This is a genomic window from Alteromonas sp. CI.11.F.A3, from assembly GCF_032925565.1.
Lineage (GTDB): Bacteria > Pseudomonadota > Gammaproteobacteria > Enterobacterales > Alteromonadaceae > Alteromonas.
This window is the reverse complement of sequence record NZ_CP136708.1, coordinates 4,120,070-4,139,788: the sequence shown is the minus strand read 5'-3', so window position 1 is coordinate 4,139,788 and position 19,719 is coordinate 4,120,070. Positions and strand designations below refer to the sequence as shown.

Genomic DNA, 19,719 nt, shown 5'->3' with positions numbered 1-19,719 from the left:
ATGAAAACGAACGATAAAGGGTTGAATCACTAATAAATTGATAAATAAAGAAAGTTGCTAGGGGCGTATACCAACACAATCGATGGGGCAGTGCCCTTTGCCTTCTAAAAACAATACACAGTTCATTAACTCATCGACAAGATATTTATCTGAACGTAACTTATCTTCTTGCCAAAAATGGACTTGATGGAGCAAATGCCAAAAGACCCGTTCCTTATAGGTGTAAGGTTGGGTAAATGTGTACTCTATCTGGCCCCACTCTTCCATACTATCCCAAAAGAATAGCTCAATCTCCTCGACTGGAAGCTCTCCTTGCCAAAATGACCTCAGATAAAAACACAGCTGCTTGGCCTTTTTGTTTACGAATGTTTGAACAGTCATAGACACACAGCCGCCGTTATTAAAGATTAAAAAGAATTATAGTTCAGAACACCCAGTGATACCTTGTAAAACCCAAGGCAAATGAGATAGGTTACTGTTTTAAACTGTAAATTAGACTAATTGGTTTAGATTCTAATTACCAGCCTAAATGTTGAGCCCATCCAAGAACGCTGCCAGCAATTAGCTGAATTTTAGCGCTATTCTCATTGTCCATTAGACCAAAGGTTGAATTTTGCGTGAATAGAGACTGTTGTCTGTAGTGAAGCTTAAGGGAAGTGGTGGCAAGTTGCTTTCGTTTTGCTTGCGTTTGCAACGCCCATGGATTGGTGCCGTTAATCGATAAGTCTAACACCGGAAATTCAGTGCCTGCAATAAATTCTGGTACAGCGCGGTTTATGTCGTCATTCGGCCAAAAGGGGGTGATGGCGACTAAAGTGTCTGGTGAGGGAATAATGCCTTTAGAACCTAAATCCAGCAATTGTGCAGCCTGCATTCCATAGGCAATGTTCATTCTAAACCCTTGATGACTTTCAAGGTGAGTATTAAGCGCATTGATTAAGATGGTTAGATGCTGGCTGGACGATACGTAATTTTGTCGTTGAAGCCGACTGTCAGCTTTCGGGTGAATAGCCTCATCGACGGGTAGGTCAGGGTCTTCCTCTAGCGTCAATGAAACTGGGCTAACCACCACATGCCAACCTTTTTCATTGAGTAAGCTGGCTAATTGACGTGCATCCCCAATGGAGAGTCCGGTGGGCGAGGCATCAGCTAAAATAATGGCCGCACCGCGAGAGATAGGCAATGCTGAAGAGCTCTCAAAAATAGGCACGCGGATTTCCCCAGCCATTACATAGGTAATGTCGTCGGGTAAAAAAGCGTGGGTGATATCCTCATACAAGCTTTGGGCTTGCGCACCAGGCACAAAATATCCCATCGAAAACATAAAGCTGCAACCCACCACGAGAAAACGAAATAAATGTAACATGGCGTACCAATAAAGCATTCAACACTTTAATTATCGGCTAAACCTTTGAAAACTTCAGTTCGAACCAAGAGTATTTTTTAGCGCTGGGTTAATTAACCGCTTTAATGAAAGCAGGTGAAACAGATAGGTAAGAAGTGCCACAAAGTCTCAATCTATAGCCCAGAATTTCAATCGATAGATAGTGGGGCGGGGGAGTAGTGTGTATAACCAGTAAACGGAATAGGCGTTTGGAACGTTAGCCAATCTTCAGACGAAGGATGCGCAAAGCTCAAGCTTTCTGCATGCAGCTGTAAACGTTCGGCCATACCTAGGGCTTGTGGATGCGCATAAAGCCTATCACCTAAGATAGGGTAACCTAACTCAAGCATGTGCACACGGAGTTGGTGGGAGCGCCCTGTAACCGGGTACAAGGCCACTAACGTTTCGCTTTGCTCACTCGTAGTGCTAAAGCCGGGGCTTATATCAGGGGGAGTATTAGCGCTAGTGGCTGAATTAATGGTGATACGCGATGCTCTTGGCGTTACGTCTACCACTTCATAGTGGGTTAGGGCTTTTTTGCCTCGCTCATAATCAACCATTTGCTTTGGGCGATTAGGCCAATCACAAATAAGGGGTAAGTTCACTTCCCCCTTGTTACTTTTCACGTGGCCGAAAACACGAGCAAAATAGCGCTTCTTGGTTTTGCGTAGTTCAAATTGCTTTGAAATATGCCGATGGCTTTCTTTATTGAGCGCCATCACCATAATGCCCGATGTCGCCATATCTAGCCTGTGCACCACAGTGGCAGTGGGGAACACGGTATTTACTCTGCTAATAAGCGAGTCTTTATGTTCTTGTGCCTTACCTGGCACACTTAACAGGCCGCTGGGCTTATTCGCTACCAAGATGTCATCATCTTGGTAGAGAATGGTTAAATAGGGCTGTACGGGCGGGTTATAAACAAACGCTGGATTAGCCATTAAGGGTTATTCACCACTAAACGAAGGGCATCAAACTGCACGTCAGCACCTTGTATTACTTTGTCTAACGCGTTCATTTGATTTTCAATAAACTCAATTTCACTGTCACGCACTGACGGGTTACGCTTTTGTAAGTCGACTAAGCGCTGAATTTCACTGTTTAGGGTTTTATGCATGTCTTGCAGTGCATCGTGTAGCTTTTGATTCGCTTGTTGATGCGCCAGTTTCCGGCTGTTCTCAATTGCTAAGGTAAGCGGTTGATGCAGTGCTTTAATCAATTGATGCGAAATCTTTCGATTCACTTTGCGTTTAACTTCAAACGTTAAGTCAACCTGATTACCTTGTGCATCTAAACAAATACGCAGTGGCGTTTGTGGTAAGAAACGACCAAGCTGAAGTGCTTTAGGGGCGTTGGCATCTAACACAAACAAGGCCTCTAACCAGTAAGCGCCCTTGGGAAGGTCAGGATCGGCAATAAAGCCAATGCTGCTCTTACCGTGCACATCACTAAGTACTAAATCGATAGCGGTATGTACAAGGGGGTGATCCCAACTTAAAAATTGCACATTTTCTAAGGTGGTAGCAACGCGACGTTTATAGGTTACCGTCATGCCTTCAGGATCAAGACCCGGTAATTGGCTAACCATAGATTCGGTTGGCATGAGAATAAAGCAATCGCTGCCTTTTTCTTCCTGCTGAACGCCAATAGCATCAAACAAACGACCCATAAAACGCGATAAATCTTGCGAGTTATCAAGCAATATGATGTCTTCAAGTAACTGTTCAACGCGGCCTTCACCAGACGCATTAAGCTCTAATAAACGGTCACGACCCGCTTCTAACTGCGCCACTAACTGACTATTTAACGTGGTACTTAAGTTAATAAGTTCATCACGAGTATGAAGATCGTGAGGGTGCAAGCACGCGCCAATCAATAAGGCTTTTACGTCGTCAAACACACCTGAGCCAGTCGGGCAGGTTTTCTCGAATGCATTCAGTCCTTCATGATACCAATCCACCAACACATGCTGAGCGGTGTTTTTCAGATAAGGCACGTGAATTTCAACGGTTTGCGTTTGACCGATACGATCTAAGCGTCCAATACGTTGTTCAAGTAAGTCGGGTGTTACTGGTAAATCGAATAACACCAAGTGATGGGCAAACTGGAAGTTTCGACCTTCACTACCAATTTCGCTACACAGTAATATTTGTGCGCCGTCTTCTTCATCAGAGAAATAATGAGCGGCTTTGTCTCGCTCAACAATGGTCATGCCTTCGTGGAACACACTATGACGTACACCGGTTTGAGTGCGAATGACTTCACCAAGTTCTTGCGCGGTGCGCGCACTGGCACAAATCAGTAATATCTTTTCTGGTTTTACCGACTGCATAAAATCAAGTAACCAACCAACCCGAGGATCTTCATCCATCCAGCTATTCACAACGCTTGGCATACGCTCAGGATATAACGCATGGGTTAAATCACCACCGGTTACCGCACTTTGATATGCCTCTGGCAGTTCGAGTTGGTAGCCAAGCAATACGCGGTCAGGGAAGCCTTCGATATTGGCTCTGCGGTTTCTAAACAGCATTCTGCCAGTGCCGTGGCAATCAATAAGCTGATGTACTAATTCGCGGCGTGCTTCAGGTTGTGCTAAATCACCTGCATTTTCCATCACATCCGGGGCGAAGTCGGTTAGCTTAGTGCGCTGCTTTTCGTCCGGTGTGGTGTCTGAAAGTAACGGGGCTACCGCGTCGGCAAGCTGACTGTAACGCGACTCTTCGGTTAAAAATGCTTCGTAACTATGGAAGCGAGCAGGGTCGAGTAATCGCAAGCGGGCAAAGTGGCTTTCATGGCCAAGTTGATCTGGTGTTGCGGTTAATAACAATACCCCTGGGGTTTCATTGGCTAACGCTTCCACGCAAGTATATTCAGCAGAAGGGGCATCGGCAGACCACGCAAGGTGATGGGCTTCATCAACCACCATTAAATCCCACGATGCCGCTTGAATTTGTTGCTGACGTTTTTCACTTTGACTCAAAAAGTCGATGCTACATAGCACTAACTGGTCGTTATCAAAGGGGTTGGTTTCCCCATCATCATCTAAAGCTTCGCAGCGGCTTTCATCAAAAATAGCGAAAGGCAGATTAATTCTGCGCAGCATTTCAACCAACCACTGATGTACCAATGAATCTGGTACTAAAATGAGTACTCGCTGAGCGCGCCCCGTGCGCAGTTGCTGGTGAATAATAAGCGCGGCTTCAATGGTTTTACCTAAGCCAACTTCATCGGCAAGTAAAACACGTGGTGCGTGGCGTCCACCCACTTCAGAGGCAATATGCAGCTGGTGGGGAATGAGCGAGATACGAGCTCCCGCTAAGCCCAAAGTGCTTGAGCGTAAATAATCGTATTGGTGGTTCAGCGCATTAAGGCGTAAGTCGAACCACTTAGGGTGGTCAAGTTGCTCGCTGAACAAACGCTTTTCAGGTTGGTTTAATCGAATATGGTGATCAAGCAAGGTTTCAGATAGGCGTACCTGTGCTTTGGTGTCTTCGCGGATACCGAAGTAAATGCAAACGCCTTGGCTTTCTTCAATTTCAGAAATTGTCATTTGCCAGCCGTCTTGGCTTTTTATGGTTTCGCCAATATCGAACACTAAACGGGTAAGGGGGGCTTCTTGCTTTGTATACATTCGCGCCTCTCCCGTAGCAGGGAAAAACACCTCAACTGAGCGAAAATCAACACTAATAACAGCGCCTAAACCTAATTCGGTTTCAGTATTACTTAACCAACGCTGACCAATGGAAAACGGATTTCCTGAACTCATAAATCACCAACCTTTTTTGCGGGGGCGGTATTGTACGCATTGTGTATTAATAAGTCATTAATACTAGCCCATTTGTGCGTTTTAATCTTGGGTTGGAAAATGTGGTTGGAGGAGGAAGGAAAAAACAGAAGAAAAAAAATTTAGCAGAAAAACAGTGCTAATAATGAAAATCTGGATTATGGTGGATTTAGCGCTTGTGATTGTTTGTTGGGCAAGCGTGTGAAGTGGCGGTGTTTAGGTAACTGCCACTTTTCGGTCGACGCGACAAGGAGTGGAAGTCCTGTTCGAGCGACAACTTCTTCTCCTTCAGCGGAACTGTTCCTAGCACGCTAATTTGTTGTGTGTGCCTGGCCTTATTTACCGGAGTAAAGGATGCCAAGAAAAAATTCCACTGATACAAAAATATACGTCCTCGATACCAATATTCTGCTGCACGAACCTCACGCATTTCTCTCCTTTAAAGAACACGATGTCGTTGTACCAATGACAGTGCTTGAAGAACTAGATTACATCAAAGACAGTAAGAAAGACGTTGCCCGAGATGCGCGAGTATCTATTCGTGCAATGGAAGACTTATTGCACGATGCGTCACCTGACAATATGGTGGCGGGTGTGTCTATGGTGGGAATGGGTGCAGGTGAAACAGCGCCCACAGGTTCGTTGTCTATTTATACTGATTTGGGCATGGCGCAATCGCAGCAAGTGTTCACCAGTAATGAGAATGACAACCGCATCATTAACGTGGCTCTGCATTTACAAAAGGCAAATGCACCGCAACAAGTGGTGTTGGTCACCAAAGACCTCAACATGCGCCTCAAAGCCAAAGGGGCAGGTCTTGCTCATGTAGAGGATTACCGCACCGACCAACTTATCAGTGATATTAAATACCTCTCTCGGGGTTTTCATCGGTTTGAGGGCAATTTCTGGGACAAGGTTAAAAGTGTAGATAGTCGCACTGAAGGCCGCGATACCATTCACACCATTCCCAAAGCCATGCTGCCAGAAGCTTACATCAATGAGTTTTTACTTGATGAAAGCAACGACTTTGCTGGACTCGTTGAAGCGATTAACGGTGACTCTCTTGAAGTGCTCGATTTAGGCTATGAGCGCTTAATGGGCCGCCATGCGTGGGGAATAACGCCTAAGAATATCGGCCAAGCTATGGCGCTTCATGCGTTACTTGACCCACACATCGACTTGGTGATCCTTACTGGTCCTGCTGGGAGTGGTAAAACCCTATTGGCCCTAGCCGCCGCCCTTGAAATGGTGGTAGAGCGTAACATGTACGATAAGATAATCGTGACACGTAGCACGCCAGAAATAGCCGAATCGATAGGCTTCTTGCCGGGTACGGAAGAAGAGAAAATGCTGCCGTGGTTGGCGGCCATTACAGACTCTTTAGAGGTGCTACATAAGCACGATGAGAATGTGAAAGGCTCTATGAATTACATCATGGAAAAAGCCAATATCCAGTATAAGTCGGTTAACTTTATGCGCGGGCGAAGCATTCAAAATTCTATTGTTATTTTGGATGAGTCTCAGAACTTAACTGCGTCACAGCTTAAAACCATTATCACCCGATGCGGCGAGGGGACTAAAATTATTGTGGGCGGAAACTTGGCCCAAATCGACAGTAATTACTTAAGTGCCGTAACTTCAGGTCTTACTTACTTGGTAGAGAAGTTCAAAGACTTTTCCGGTAGTGCGACACTAAACTTAGATGGGGTAGTGCGAAGCCGTTTAGCCAGCTTTGCAGAAGAGAATCTTTAGTGTGGTAGCTTGCTAATAATAGTTTGCCTTGGGGGGGATATTTCCCCAAGGCAAAATTATTGATAAGCGTAGAACAACCGTCATTTTTGCGTGGTATTAAACAGCGCGACACCGCTTATATTATGCTTAAAACTTACCTCTCACACCTACATTGTAGCGGGGGCCATATGTTTCATAGTCGATAAGCTGATTGCTAAAGCGACTAGGACAAGGTTGGGTCGTAAGTTTTTTTAAAATTAATCTAAATATTGGCCTTGAGTAAGTAAGATGTCGGATATGGTATTTTAGTGAAATTTTAATGAAGTATTTAACGTTTACTAGCCTACTAATGGCGAGTCTATTTTTAATTTTACCTTTTAAGGTAATGGGAAATACAAACTGTGTCAGTTGTCATCATAAAGCAGTTTCCAACTGGCAAGAATCTGATCATGCGAAAGCCATGGATGTGGCAGTATCAAAGACAGTATTGGGTGATTTTTCGGGTGTAGAAGCAGAACACCATACGCAGGTGGCGCGCTTCTACCAAAAAGGCGAAGAGTTCTGGATAAATTTTACAGAAGCCGAAAACACAACGGATTACCCAGTAAAATATACTTTTGGGCACTATCCCTTACAACAATATTTAATCGAAGTTGGTGACGGAAAGCTTCAAGTATTCCCTTTTGCGTGGGACTCTCGGCCTGAATCAGAAGGAGGCCAACAGTGGTACCCCCTGAATTCTCAGGAAGATATTCAACCCGCAGACCGCTTACATTGGCGTCAACCGTTGCAAAATTGGAACGGTATGTGCGCAGATTGTCATTCAGATGGTTTAACCCGCAACTATTCTGTTGAAACGAATCAGTTCGATACTAGGTGGCACAACATAAATGTGGGGTGTCAGTCTTGTCACGGTAAAATGAATAATCACACCGAAACCGCCGCATCATCTTCGTCTTTATCCAAAAATAGCTCTTCACATAAGCTCTCAACTGGTCAATTTCCTCTATCATCAGATGATCAAAAAGCTTTGGGTGAGTGGTTACTGGACGACGGGGATAAAATTGCTTCATGGCATGGAGAGCCTAGAGACAATCGTTTCATGGAGACCTGCTTCGCCTGCCATTCATTACGCACCCCCATCACTGATGGCATAGATCCGAATGCTGCCTTTTTAGACCAGTTTGTGCCCTCGCTGTTGACGCCGACGATGTATCACGCAGATGGGCAAGTCAAAGAAGAGGTCTATGTTTATGGCTCATTCCTACAAAGTAAAATGTATACCGCGGGAGTGAATTGCTTGGATTGCCACGACAAACATACTATGAAAATAAAAGTTCAGGGTAACGGGTTATGTTTACAATGCCACAACAGCGAGGTATATCAGAAACAATCTCACATTCGCCACGACCTAAATTCATTCGCAGGGCAATGCGTAAGCTGTCATATGCCACAAACAACTTTTATGGGAGTCGATGCTCGTAGGGATCATAGTTTTAAAGTGCCGCAGCCTGAGTTAAGCACTAAGTTCGAAACACCAAATGTGTGTAATAGTTGTCATACATCACAATCTTCCAGCTGGTCTGCAGATATTATAAATAAGCGTCGCGAAGGCATTGCCCCCCCTAAGTCGACACCAGATGATTTTGTCGCTTTAATGCATAATGGTACTTTACCGATTGCCCAACACTTCGCGCTAATTGACAATAATAAACTTAGTATTATTGTACGCGCTAGCGCAATCGCGATGCTGCCTTACAGTGTTGAGCAACTCTCTGATGACGATATTAAAGGCTGGGTGCATTCAGAACATGAACTTATTCGTTTGGCGGTAGCTGGAATTGGAAACTTGTTGCCTATTCCTGAGCGGTTGAAATCTTATCAAACGTTATTAGATGATCGCTTTAAGGCGGTACGTCTTGGGGCTGCTAATCATTTACTGGATGCTAGATTGAACTACCAAGCTTCTTTTAAAAAAGCATTGGCGCTATTATTGATGTCTAACGAAGTGTCTATGTGGCGCGGGGAGTCAGCGCTTAATCAGAGTATGGTTTATTTACGAATTGGACGTATACAAGAGGCGTTGAATAGCTTGCAACATGGTATCGAAGTAGACCCTTACTATGTACCTAATTATGTCAACTTAGCTGATGTTTATCGTCAAGCGGCGCTAGCTAAAGACGAAGAACTAACACTTAATGCAGGGCTGAAAGCTAACCCTAGCTCAGCTGTATTATATTATGCTCGTGGCATGTACTTAATTCGTTCGCAAAGAAAATTAGATTCAATAGAAGCATTTAGGAAAGCTGTTAAATTAGCTCCCGACAATGTGCAATACATTTACGTCTACTTTCTAGCTTTAGATAGCTTAGGGCAAACTGACAAAGCCTTACGAGAGTTAAAAGAGGCGTTAAGCCGTTATCGGTATGATCCGCAGTTGCGGCAGTTGGGAATTAACTTCGCTCAGAAAATGGATGATGCTAAAGCGTTAGATTATTTTAATAAGCCCACTTTATAGCTATCAACATCAAAGCCTGTGTTTATAGCGGTAATGTTTACGATAAGGCACAGAAAGGGTTAATATTGTTAGAGCACTATCAGTCAATATGCTCCACTTGATAGCGGCCCGTAGAGATGTAGCGTTTCGTATCTTCTGAAATGTCGCCAAAGGGGATAAGGGCTGGGCCGGTTGGGTCAAAAAGCACGTAAGTCTTACCCTCAACGTCTAACTTCTCGTCTTCGGAAGTGGCGTTTATCGCCACCCCTAGTAACGCATGATGGGGAAGAAAAACCATAATGATGTTGGTAGAAGGAAGAAAGGCACGTACCAAAGCGCCCGTCAGCACCGCCTTACTGTCGCAGTCGCCTCTGTTTTGCATCAGTAACCCTAGAGGCGGCGCAAACCCTGAGCCGTTACTAGCAACTCTATCTTCCAGCGTGTCGTAAGGAATGCTTTGAACCCAGCTGAGTAAAAGCTGTAAATAAGCGCGGTTGTTTTCGATACGACCTATTTTGTCATAAAATGCTTCCGATATAGGCCTAAGCGATTCAAACGTTTGTGCAACGTAGCGAAGGTGGTCCGGCTTTACCGCTTGTTGATTAAAAAGCGTGGTGAATCGGGTGTAATAATGCTTATCAAGGTAGTCAGAATAAGCGGTTCGTTGCACGTCTTTTAGTTGAGATAATATTTGGTCAGCTTTATTTGGCTTGGTTGATTTTACCTTAATATTAACGGCGTCATTTTCATGGGTAACTGACACAACGGCTTCGCGCGGGTCGACTTTCTTTGCCTCTTTCAATAACGACACAGTAACGTAACGCTGGGCTATTTCAGATTTATAGTTGGCTTGTGTGGTAGGCGCTACCTTTAACGCGCTATTGGGCAAAGAGAATGCAATGGTTTGTTCCATACCTTCGCTATCTAGCCATCGATATTTGAACTGAATATCATCAGGCGTCACGGTTTTGTCGAAAGAGAGTTGCGATGCGTAAGTAGCGATAGGGGCAAAACAAAGAAGAAAAAGTGCGATCCTAAGCGGCAGGGCTAGTGGCGGTGCCAGTGAAAAGGCAAGCGGAAAGGCTAACCAGAGCGCTAACGGCTTAAATAGCCGAGTAGATAAGCCTATGACAAACATCGCCGTTTGCCTGCAAAGACGGCTTACATGCCCTACAAATTGAAACCTTCGCTTTGGTGTGATTACCAATGTATAAATGCCGACATGCCGCTTAGCTGATTAATTCAGTATGCGTACACAGGGGTAAATTGCAACAAATTAGTTAAAACCAACGCCTGCTCACATGGGGAAGTTAGTCACCAAACCAATTGAGCTGGTTATGCAAATTTACTACTGTACCTACGATAATGAGTGTAGGGGGCTTTAACGCAGATGTAGCTGGGTTTTGTGTAATATCGCTAAGCGTGCCTGTTACCACTACCTGATTTTCAGTAGTGGCCGATTGGATAAGTGCAATAGGGGTATCTGCGGTAAGACCATTTTCAATTAGCTTTTCGCAAATAATGGGTAAACCCGTTAACCCCATATAAAACACAATCGTTTGATTAGCGTGTGCGAGTGATTGCCAATTTAAATCGATGGTACCGTCTTTTAAGTGACCTGTAGCAAACACCACTGATTGGGCGTGATCTCTATGGGTTAATGGAATGCCTGCATAACTAGATGCGCCATTGGCCGCGGTAATACCGGGCACAACTTGAAACTCAATACCGTGCTGAATAAGAGTTTGAATCTCTTCCCCGCCACGGCCAAAAATAAACGGGTCTCCGCCTTTTAAGCGCACTACACGGTTACCTTTTTTCGCTTCATCAACCATCAATTGGTTTATGTCATCTTGCGGCAAGCTATGGTTGCTCTTTGCTTTACCCACATAAATTTTTTCGGCATCGCGGCGAACGAGTTCTAAAATTTGTGGTGACACTAATCTATCGTAAACTACCACATCGGCTTTTTGCATTAAGCGCAATGCGCGAAAGGTGAGTAAGTCTGGATCGCCAGGACCTGCGCCTACCAAATAAACTTGGCCTTGCACTTGATTGTTTTCAGCCGCTGCCGTTAGCGCGGTCTCAAAAGCTGCATCGGCTTTACTGTCTTGGCCTTTTTCGACCATCTCAGCAATATCACCGTCTAATACGTCTTCCCAAAAGTAACGCCTTGCAGTAACACCATTTAAGGCTTGCTTTACTTTTTCTCTGAATTTCTCAGAGAACGCGCCCAGTTTACTTAAATTAGCAGGTAGCACGGTTTCCAGCTTTTGCCGCAAATAGCGCAATAGTACGGGCGCTACGCCGCCGCTACTCATGGCAATAATAATAGGTGAACGGTCTACGATAGAAGGGGTAATGAATTGGCAAAGTGGTGTGTTATCTACCACGTTTACTAGCACTTTTTGTTCGCGAGCTAAATCGTGAATAGCTTGATTGGTTTCTGATTTATCAGTGGCAATAAAAACCATGTCTTTGTCGGCTAAATCGCTATCGATAAATTCTCGCTCAATCAGGGTTACTTTTTCGTTTTGTGCCAAACGTTTTACCGTATCGCATGCCCAAGGCGCCACCACAGTGATGTGAGCTGGGGTCTTCATGATGAGCTCAAGTTTGCGGGCGGCTACTTCTCCAGCGCCAACAATTAAGCAGCGAAGAGAGCGAGCATCTAAAAATAGGGGAAAGTAATCCATCAAAGGGCACATAAAAAAAAGAACTAACGCTATTTTGCGCTAATTCTTTTTAATTAGAAACAACGAAATCAGCCTTTATATTCCACAACGTTATATAAAGGCGGAAGTTGCTTTTATTTCGATCTTACGACTTGCGACGTGCGCGGTTATCACGGCTGCGGTTTTCACCACGGTTGTCGCCACGCTCACGCTTCGCTGGTGGTGTATCAGACCATTCGCGAATAGATAAACGTTGACCCGCTACGCGAGTACCTTGAAGTTTATCTTTAGTCTCTTTTGGCATACCTTCAGGCAAATCAACAGTACTGAAGTTATCATAAATTTCGATAGCACCAATGTGCTTAGAATCCATGTTACCTTCGTTTGCGATTGCGCCAACGATATTACCCGGCTTAGCACCGTGTGTATGACCTACATCGATACGGAAGCGCTGCATACCTGCTTCTGGCTTACGACCAGTGCGAGGCGCTCTAGGCTTACGCTCACGACCGTCGCCGCGGCCATCTCTGCGGTCGCCACGAGGTTCACGGCTATCACGAGGTGGTTTGCTGTGAAGATCAGGGCGGTCGCTTTCTTTAAGAATAAGCGGCTCATCACCTTGGGCAATCTTAAGTAATGCTGCCATAAGCACTTCAGGAGAAGCTTCAGCTTCTTCTTTAATCATCTCAACCAATGGAATAAGCGTTTCAATGCTGTCATCTTGCGTAGCTTCAATAACAGATTGCTTGAAACGGCTTAAACGGGTCTCGTTGATTTCGCTAATTGAAGGAATTGGCATTGCTTCAATTGGCTGCTTAGTCGTCTTCTCAATAGAGAAAAGCATACGCTTTTCACGATGAGAGATGAAAAGGATTGCATCACCTTGACGTCCAGCACGGCCAGTACGACCAATACGGTGAACATAAGATTCACTATCGTAAGGTACGTCGTAGTTAACTACGTGACTAACACGTTCAACATCAAGACCACGTGCAACAACATCAGTTGCTACTAAGATATCAATGTTACCTTGCTTAAGCTTATCAACAGTACGCTCACGAGCGTTCTGAGGAATATCACCATTTAGCGGTTCAACATCGTATCCACGTGCAGAAAGTTTATCAGCAAGTTCAACAGTCGCTGTTTTAGTACGCACGAAAATAATCATGCCGTCAAAACGCTCTACTTCCATGATACGCGTAAGTGCCTCAAGCTTATGATGAGGCGCGACTTGGCAGTAACGTTGACGGATAGTACTTGCAGTACTTACCTTAGACGCAATTTTTACGTGCTTAGGATCTTTAAGATAACGCTGAGTAATCTTCTTAATTGGACCAGGCATAGTAGCCGAGAACAACGCCGTTTGGCGTTCAGCTGGCGCGTGGCTCAAAATAAGCTCAACGTCATCAATGAAGCCCATGCGTAGCATTTCGTCGGCTTCATCAAGTACGAGGAATTTAAGTTCGCTTAAATCCAACGTTTTACGTTTGATATGATCGATTACACGACCTGGTGTACCTACCACAACTTGAACGCCGCGCTTAAGCTGGCGAATTTGGTTGTCGTAAGATTGACCGCCGTAAACAGGCAGTACTTTAATTTTATGGCTGAAACTAGCGTACACTTGGAACGCTTCTGCTACCTGAATCGCTAATTCGCGAGTAGGTGCTAGTACCAGTAATTGCGGCTTACGTTGCTCAGGATCGATATTTGCCAACATTGGAAGGGCAAACGCTGCGGTTTTTCCTGTCCCTGTCTGGGCCTGACCGAGTAAGTCGTGACCTTCAAGCAGTAATGGAATACTCTCGGCTTGAATAGGTGACGGTTTCTCGTAGCCAACTTTTTCAAGGGCTTGTAAGATAGGTTCTGGTAGTTTTAGATCTTTAAATGTCATGTCGACAGTTGTTGTCATTAAGGGTCCTGATGCTTTAAGTAAGGAGGGTGCGGCATACTGTAGGACGCCTTCAAACGTCGGAGTGTGCTCGCGGTATTGCAAAAAACGTTATTATATTCGAATAATGGTCAGGTTGCCACGAAATTGCACAATAATGACGAAAAAATGCACAATTGGTCGTGTAAACTTCGGGTATACCTCGAAATTCAAATGATGTAGGGCAAAGGAACGACAATGAATAAGAAATACCCACAGCAGATTTTTAAGCGATCTTCCATCGCAGTTCTTATTTTGAGCAGCCTTTTAGTAGGATGCGGCGACAAATCGATAGACGCTCACCTCGAAGACGCACGAGCTTATGCTCTAAATCAAAATAATGCTGCTGCAATTGTTGAATATAAAAATGCCATTCAGATGGACCCCAATGCAGCGGTACCTCGCTTTGAGTTAGGTAAATTATACCTTCAAAATGATAATTACGTATCAGCCGAAAAAGAATTAAATAAAGCGTTAGAGCTAGGCCACCCCGCCAGCGAAGTCATTCCCTTGCTCTCTGTTGCTTATCAACAGTCGGGTGCAGAAAATGCTTTAGGAGAAGTGGATTATCGTGCAGAGGGCATGACTGCCGTAGAATCTGCCGAAGTCGGCTTTTATAAGCTTCAAGCTTTAGTGCAGTTAGAAAAACTGGCAGAGGCTGAAGCACTGCTAGACGATTTACTAACCCTTGATACGCAATCTGTGTATAAGGGCTTAATTGAAAGCTACCAACATGTGCTTAGTGAAGACTACGCGCAGGCACTTACGGCTACTGAAATACTGCGAAAGCAAGCGCCAAGTAACAAAGATGTTTTATTGCAGCTTGCCCGTCTTTACCTACTAGAACAAAAACAACCAGAAGCCATTGGTGTTTATGAAGATTACACCAAAGCCTATCCAAAAGACGTGACCAGTAAGTTCGCTTACGCTGCTTTGCTAATAGAGCAGCGTGATTTAGAACGTGCTGAGCCGGTGGTGGATGAGCTGTTAACGCTGAATGAAGCACACCCACTGTTAAATACGTTTAAAGGCATAATTGAATCGGCCAATGGTAATCATGCAAAAGCGTTAGCGCATTTAGAGACAGCAGTACAAAACGGTCGTAATGATCAAGTGGTGCGATTGGTTGCCGGTTTCAGCGCGTATCAAATTCAAGATTTTGAAGCTGCCCAACGACACCTAACTATGGTGGCATCAAGATTACCTGAAAATCACCCAGGCTTAAGAATGCTGGCAGACAGCATGTTGCAACTGGGTGAAAACGACGAAGCTCTTGCCGTGTTAAACCGAGTGGAAGGCGGCGCGACCACAGACGCAGCGTTATTTTCAAAAGCGGGGTATCAATTACTTCGTGAAGGTAACGTGCTTGGTGCCAAGCAAATGGTAGAAAAAACCGAAGCGGTTGTTGATACCTCGCCAGAAGATCTTGCTCGTTTAGGCGTACTGCAACTTTCATTAAACGATGTATCCGGTTTGGTTAACATTGAAGAAGCAGTACAACGAGCGCCAGAATCGACAGTGTCTCAAAATACCTTGCTGCGCGCATACATCGCTACTGGTGAACTTGAAAAGGCAAAAGTGGCTGCCAGCGAATGGCGTGATCAAGCGCCAAACGAGGCTTTGCCGTTGGTGTACCTAGCCAGCATTGCGATTGTAGAGGAAGACTTTACTACAGCAACCGACTTACTAAATAGCGCTCAGAAGCTAGAGGGTGCCAATAAAGAAGTGGCTTATGCCAAGGTGAAATTGCTGATTGCGCAGAAGCAGTTTGCTGACGCTGTTACGCTTGTTAAGTCTCATATAAAAGACAACCCTTCTGACGTGCAGGCGTTGACCATGTGGTATGCCCTAGAAGCGCGAGAAAATAATGATGGGGTAGTGGTTGATTACTTAGAGAAGCAACTTGCAACGCGATCAACTGATATCGATTTGCGTTTATTATTAGCCCGTATTTATTCGCGAATGGGTGAAGTCGCCAAGAACAATAACTTGCTAGCCTCTGTGGAAGGTGATGAAAGCACCCCAATGGCGTTTTGGAATTTAAAAGGCCAAGGGCTAATTCGTGCCAACGAAGTTGGAAAAGCCAAAGCGTTGTTTGAGCGTTGGGTCGCGTTTTACCCGCAAGATAAAAATGCGGTACTGGGCATGTTGCTTATCCTTGATTCAGAGAATAACTACCGCGACGGTTTGGCGCTTACTGAAAAAGTATTAGCGAAACGTCCTGATGCACAGATTAGCCTTTTAAAAGCGTATTTCCACGCCATGATGGGGCAAAGCAAACCGGCATGGGAGGTTATTAATGGCACCTCTGATGAGGTACAAGCTCTGCCATTTGTACGCGGTATTCTTGCACGACTGTATGTTATCGATAAGCAACCAGAACAAGCATTAGAACATGCAGAGGTGGCTTATGAAGCTACGCCAAACTCAGACATGGCTTTGCTAATGGTGGCTATTCTTGAAATGACAGGTAAACAAGCCGAAGCTTTATCATTTCTTGAAAAGCATGTGGATAACACGCCAAACGATGTACGCAGTGCCATGCTGTTAGCTGAACGCCAAATTGGTAGCGATAAAGAAACTGCCATAGCGACCTATGAAACTATTTTGACTAAAACCCCAGATAACTTTGTAGTGTTGAATAACTTAGCGTTTTTGAGTTTTCAAAATGGAAACCTAAATAAAGCTGAAACCATGGCGAAAAAGGCCGTGTCTTTGCAACCTGAAAATGCTGACTCAGTAGATACGCTGGCGCAAATACTGATTGCTAAAGGCGATAAAGAAGCCGCCCTTAAACTGTATTCAGATATTGCAACTCGGCCTATCTTAAATGATGAGGTATATCTTAATCACGTAGAGCTATTATTGCAGATGGATAAACAAGCGTTAGCTAAGCGTCGCTTAGCCAGTAGAGAGTTTGAAAAAGAAGTATCACTTCAGCGTATAGAAACGCTTAAAACTAGCTACAAGTTATAAAAAGTTATTCGTTACTTAGAAGCTATTAGCTATTGATTTAATTAAAATAATAGCGACATTAACAGCTAAGTGAATACAAAAAAAAGCGCCTAGGTTGCCACTTCAATCTTCCCTAGGCGCTTTTTTATTGTCTGTTATTTACTGTTGCGAATTATTGTTTTTCGAGTTTGGCCTTAATCGCGGTAAGCTCTGCCATTACGTCTTGTAATGTAGGTTCACTATGGCCTTCGGCTTCTAATTCAGCTCTTAACAAGGCTTCCTTCTCTTCCCTAGCTTTTTCATTTTCACGCTCCATCACGTTCACCACAATACCAATCACCATGTTTAAAAAGGCGAATGCAGTAAAGAAGATAAAGGTTAAGTAATACACCCAGCTTAGCGGATAAACCTCCATGGTTTCGTACATAACATCGGTCCAATCTTCAAAGGTCATCACCCTGAATAAGGTAAGCAATGAGATGGTAATGTCGCCCCAAAGGACAGGGTTAATATCGCCAAACAATGTACTGCCCACGGCAGCGTAAATATAGAAAATGATAAACATGAGCAACATTACGTAGCCCAGTTGAGGTAACGCTTTTACCAGCGACACTAAGAGTATGCGCAGTTCAGGAATGATGGAGATCATCCGCAGCACCCTAAACACCCTTACTAGTCGTGCTATCAAGGCAAGTTCAGTATCATCGGCAGGTATAAGGCTGATAATAACAATGACGGTATCGAATACATTCCAGAAGCTTTTGAAAAAATTTCGCTTTCGGCGTTCGCCTAAAAAACGAATAGTGATTTCAGTTAAGAAAAAAGCGCTGATAAACCAATCAAGTAGCAGGGTAACACTGCCAAATCCAGCGGGCAGTTCATAGGTTTTAGCGCCTACTAATAACGCTGAAATGACGATAACGCTAACCACAAAGGCTTCAAACCATTTATTAGCGCGAATGCGTTCAAATCGACTTTGTAACTCAGAAGCTTGCATGTTTTTCTTTGCTCACATTACAAACAAATAAGCGCTACCAATCATTTACGATGAATAGGCTTATTTAGGGATAATAAAAAAGGGGCAACATCATGGACGATGCATTGTGCTTGTTGCAAGTAAAATTGTATCACCGGCATATTACTGGCTCAAAGTGCCTGACATCATGTTCTGACTTTACATCATTTACAAAGAAGGCGGCTAATGCCGCCTTCTTTAATAACACTGGTTGTATCGCCAGATTATTTTCTCAGTTTGTGTTGTCGATGACTATTCAGCGTCTTCCATTGGCTTTAAGCCACGGTTGATAATAGCCACATCTTCACCGGTTAAGGTACCTGCAGCTTGCTTCAAGGTAACAACCGATTGGATAAAGTCGTAGCGCGCGCCCGATAAGTTGTTACGTGCATCGAACAAATTACGGGTGCTATCGAGTACATCAACAATAGTACGTGTACCTACATCAAAACCCGCTTCAGTTGCTTTCAATGCACTGTTTGCAGAAACCACAGACTGCTCAAGGGCGCGAATGGTTGATATTGATGCTTTTACGTTATTAAACGAGCTACGAATAGACTGAACCGTTTCACGGTACGTTTGTTCAGCAGCTTGACTGGCTGATACGTAAAGGTATTTCGCTTGGTCAGTTTGCGAACTTACACGATGGCCAGAGTAAATTGGGATTGACACTGAAAGGCCAATTGACTCGCTATCAAGGTAAGGCGTCTCGTACTGAATAAACTGAGAATCTACGTCATTTTTCGAGCGCCCCAGGCTTGCCGACAAATCAAGGGTAGGTAAGTGGCCTGAACGGGCAGCAGCGATATCTTCTTTAGCAATATCCATCGCTAAACGGTCAACCAACAATGCTAAGTTTTTATCTTGCGCCGTTTCTAGCCAGTTATCGACTTTTGCAGGCACTGGCATAGTGGCAGAAAACGTTTCTTTATCTAAGCCAAACAAGCGGTCGTGGTACTTGCCGGTGATCACACGTAATGCTTCAAGAGCGAATTCTAGTTGGTTTTCAGCCTGAATCTCTTGAGCGACAGTGCTGTCGTAGTTAGCTTGTGCTTCGTGCACATCAGTAATAGCAGTAAGCCCTACTTCAAAGCGCTGACGGGTTTGCTCTAACTGACGTTCAATGGCACGTTTTTCTGCGTTAACAAATTCAACACTATCTCGGGCTCGTAATACATCAAAGTAAGCGGTAACCGTACGCACGATTAAATCTTGCATGCTAGCAGCTAATTGCGCATCGCTTTGTTCTGCAACCTTTTCGGCGCGATCTAAGCCAATCCAGTTTGCATGATCGTACAACGACATAGATAACGAAATACCGTAATCGATACTGTCATTGTCTGTCTCAAAAGTGACAACTTGTAGGTCTTCTGCGTTTGTACCTAATGTTTGTGCATTCTCTGTGGTAGAGGTGGTATAAGACATAGATCCAGAGATTTGAGGAAGAAGGTTTGCACGACTAATGCTGATCCCTTCAAATGCAGCATCACGCTGCGCTTTCGCTTGATTTACCAAAGGGTCATTGGCAAGTGCTTGTTGATACACTTGCGTCAGATCATCGGCAAGCGCACCGGTTGTTACTGAGAAACCGATTGCGAGCGACAGAAGTTTTCGATTCATGCTTACGTCTTCCTGTTATGTCTAGATGAGTCTAAGTGACTGCTAATAATTATAAATAATATGTGAAGTGTATAAATTTTATTCGTAAACCGAAACAGTACAGTCGTAACAGTGTTGCTTTAACT

The 19,719-nt window shown here is 44.3% G+C and carries 12 protein-coding genes; 3 read left to right on the top strand and 9 right to left on the bottom strand.

From position 1 onward, the window contains the following. Positions 1-57: 57 nt before the first annotated feature. The 4 genes from R1T43_RS17755 to rapA all read right to left on the bottom strand — a co-directional run bounded on the left by R1T43_RS17755 (position 58) and on the right by rapA (position 5,153). Positions 58-381, bottom strand: a complete 324-nt coding sequence (locus tag R1T43_RS17755) for a hypothetical protein (RefSeq protein WP_013785507.1) — start codon at positions 379-381, stop codon at positions 58-60. A 136-nt stretch (positions 382-517) separates the two neighbouring features. Continuing rightward, on the bottom strand, positions 518-1,366 hold the full coding sequence (locus tag R1T43_RS17750) for a DUF3530 family protein (RefSeq protein WP_211069987.1): 849 nt from the start codon (positions 1,364-1,366) through the stop codon (positions 518-520). A 167-nt stretch (positions 1,367-1,533) separates the two neighbouring features. Then, positions 1,534-2,325, bottom strand: coding sequence for a pseudouridine synthase (locus R1T43_RS17745; RefSeq protein ID WP_317350679.1), 792 nt, complete (start codon positions 2,323-2,325; stop codon positions 1,534-1,536). After that, positions 2,325-5,153, bottom strand: a complete 2,829-nt coding sequence (rapA, locus tag R1T43_RS17740) for an RNA polymerase-associated protein RapA (RefSeq protein WP_211069985.1) — start codon at positions 5,151-5,153, stop codon at positions 2,325-2,327. Before rapA ends, R1T43_RS17745 begins: the two co-directional genes overlap by 1 nt. 372 nt (positions 5,154-5,525) lie before the next feature. On the opposite strand from rapA, the gene R1T43_RS17735 reads away from it, so the two are divergent. Together R1T43_RS17735 and R1T43_RS17730 are read left to right on the top strand one after the other, a co-directional pair. Beyond that, positions 5,526-6,923, top strand: coding sequence for a PhoH family protein (locus R1T43_RS17735; protein ID WP_057794064.1), 1,398 nt, complete (start codon positions 5,526-5,528; stop codon positions 6,921-6,923). Positions 6,924-7,221: 298 nt separating this feature from the next. Then, the gene (locus tag R1T43_RS17730; RefSeq protein WP_317350675.1) at positions 7,222-9,420 is read left to right on the top strand and encodes a multiheme c-type cytochrome; all 2,199 of its coding nucleotides are present in this window, start codon (positions 7,222-7,224) and stop codon (positions 9,418-9,420) included. A 79-nt stretch (positions 9,421-9,499) separates the two neighbouring features. Here R1T43_RS17730 and R1T43_RS17725 read toward each other — a convergent pair whose 3' ends face one another. From R1T43_RS17725 to R1T43_RS17715, 3 genes are all read right to left on the bottom strand, one after another. Then, a complete protein-coding gene (locus R1T43_RS17725; protein ID WP_317350673.1) occupies positions 9,500-10,537 on the bottom strand; it encodes a hypothetical protein in 1,038 nt (345 codons plus the stop codon). Positions 10,538-10,709: 172 nt separating this feature from the next. Continuing rightward, the gene (gene cysG, locus R1T43_RS17720; protein ID WP_317350671.1) at positions 10,710-12,095 is read right to left on the bottom strand and encodes a siroheme synthase CysG; all 1,386 of its coding nucleotides are present in this window, start codon (positions 12,093-12,095) and stop codon (positions 10,710-10,712) included. Positions 12,096-12,219: 124 nt separating this feature from the next. Then, positions 12,220-13,986, bottom strand: coding sequence for a DEAD/DEAH box helicase (locus tag R1T43_RS17715; RefSeq protein ID WP_317350669.1), 1,767 nt, complete (start codon positions 13,984-13,986; stop codon positions 12,220-12,222). A 216-nt stretch (positions 13,987-14,202) separates the two neighbouring features. On the opposite strand from R1T43_RS17715, the gene prsT reads away from it, so the two are divergent. Further along, positions 14,203-16,980, top strand: coding sequence for an XrtA/PEP-CTERM system TPR-repeat protein PrsT (gene prsT / locus R1T43_RS17710; RefSeq protein ID WP_317350666.1), 2,778 nt, complete (start codon positions 14,203-14,205; stop codon positions 16,978-16,980). A gap of 151 nt (positions 16,981-17,131) precedes the next feature. Here the strand turns inward: prsT and R1T43_RS17705 are convergent, their stop codons facing one another. Together R1T43_RS17705 and tolC are read right to left on the bottom strand one after the other, a co-directional pair. Then, positions 17,132-17,956, bottom strand: coding sequence for an ion transporter (locus R1T43_RS17705; RefSeq protein ID WP_211069950.1), 825 nt, complete (start codon positions 17,954-17,956; stop codon positions 17,132-17,134). A gap of 270 nt (positions 17,957-18,226) precedes the next feature. Beyond that, positions 18,227-19,594 (bottom strand): outer membrane channel protein TolC, encoded by a 1,368-nt coding sequence (tolC, locus tag R1T43_RS17700; RefSeq protein ID WP_317350664.1) that lies wholly within the window; start codon positions 19,592-19,594, stop codon positions 18,227-18,229. Positions 19,595-19,719: the final 125 nt, after the last annotated feature.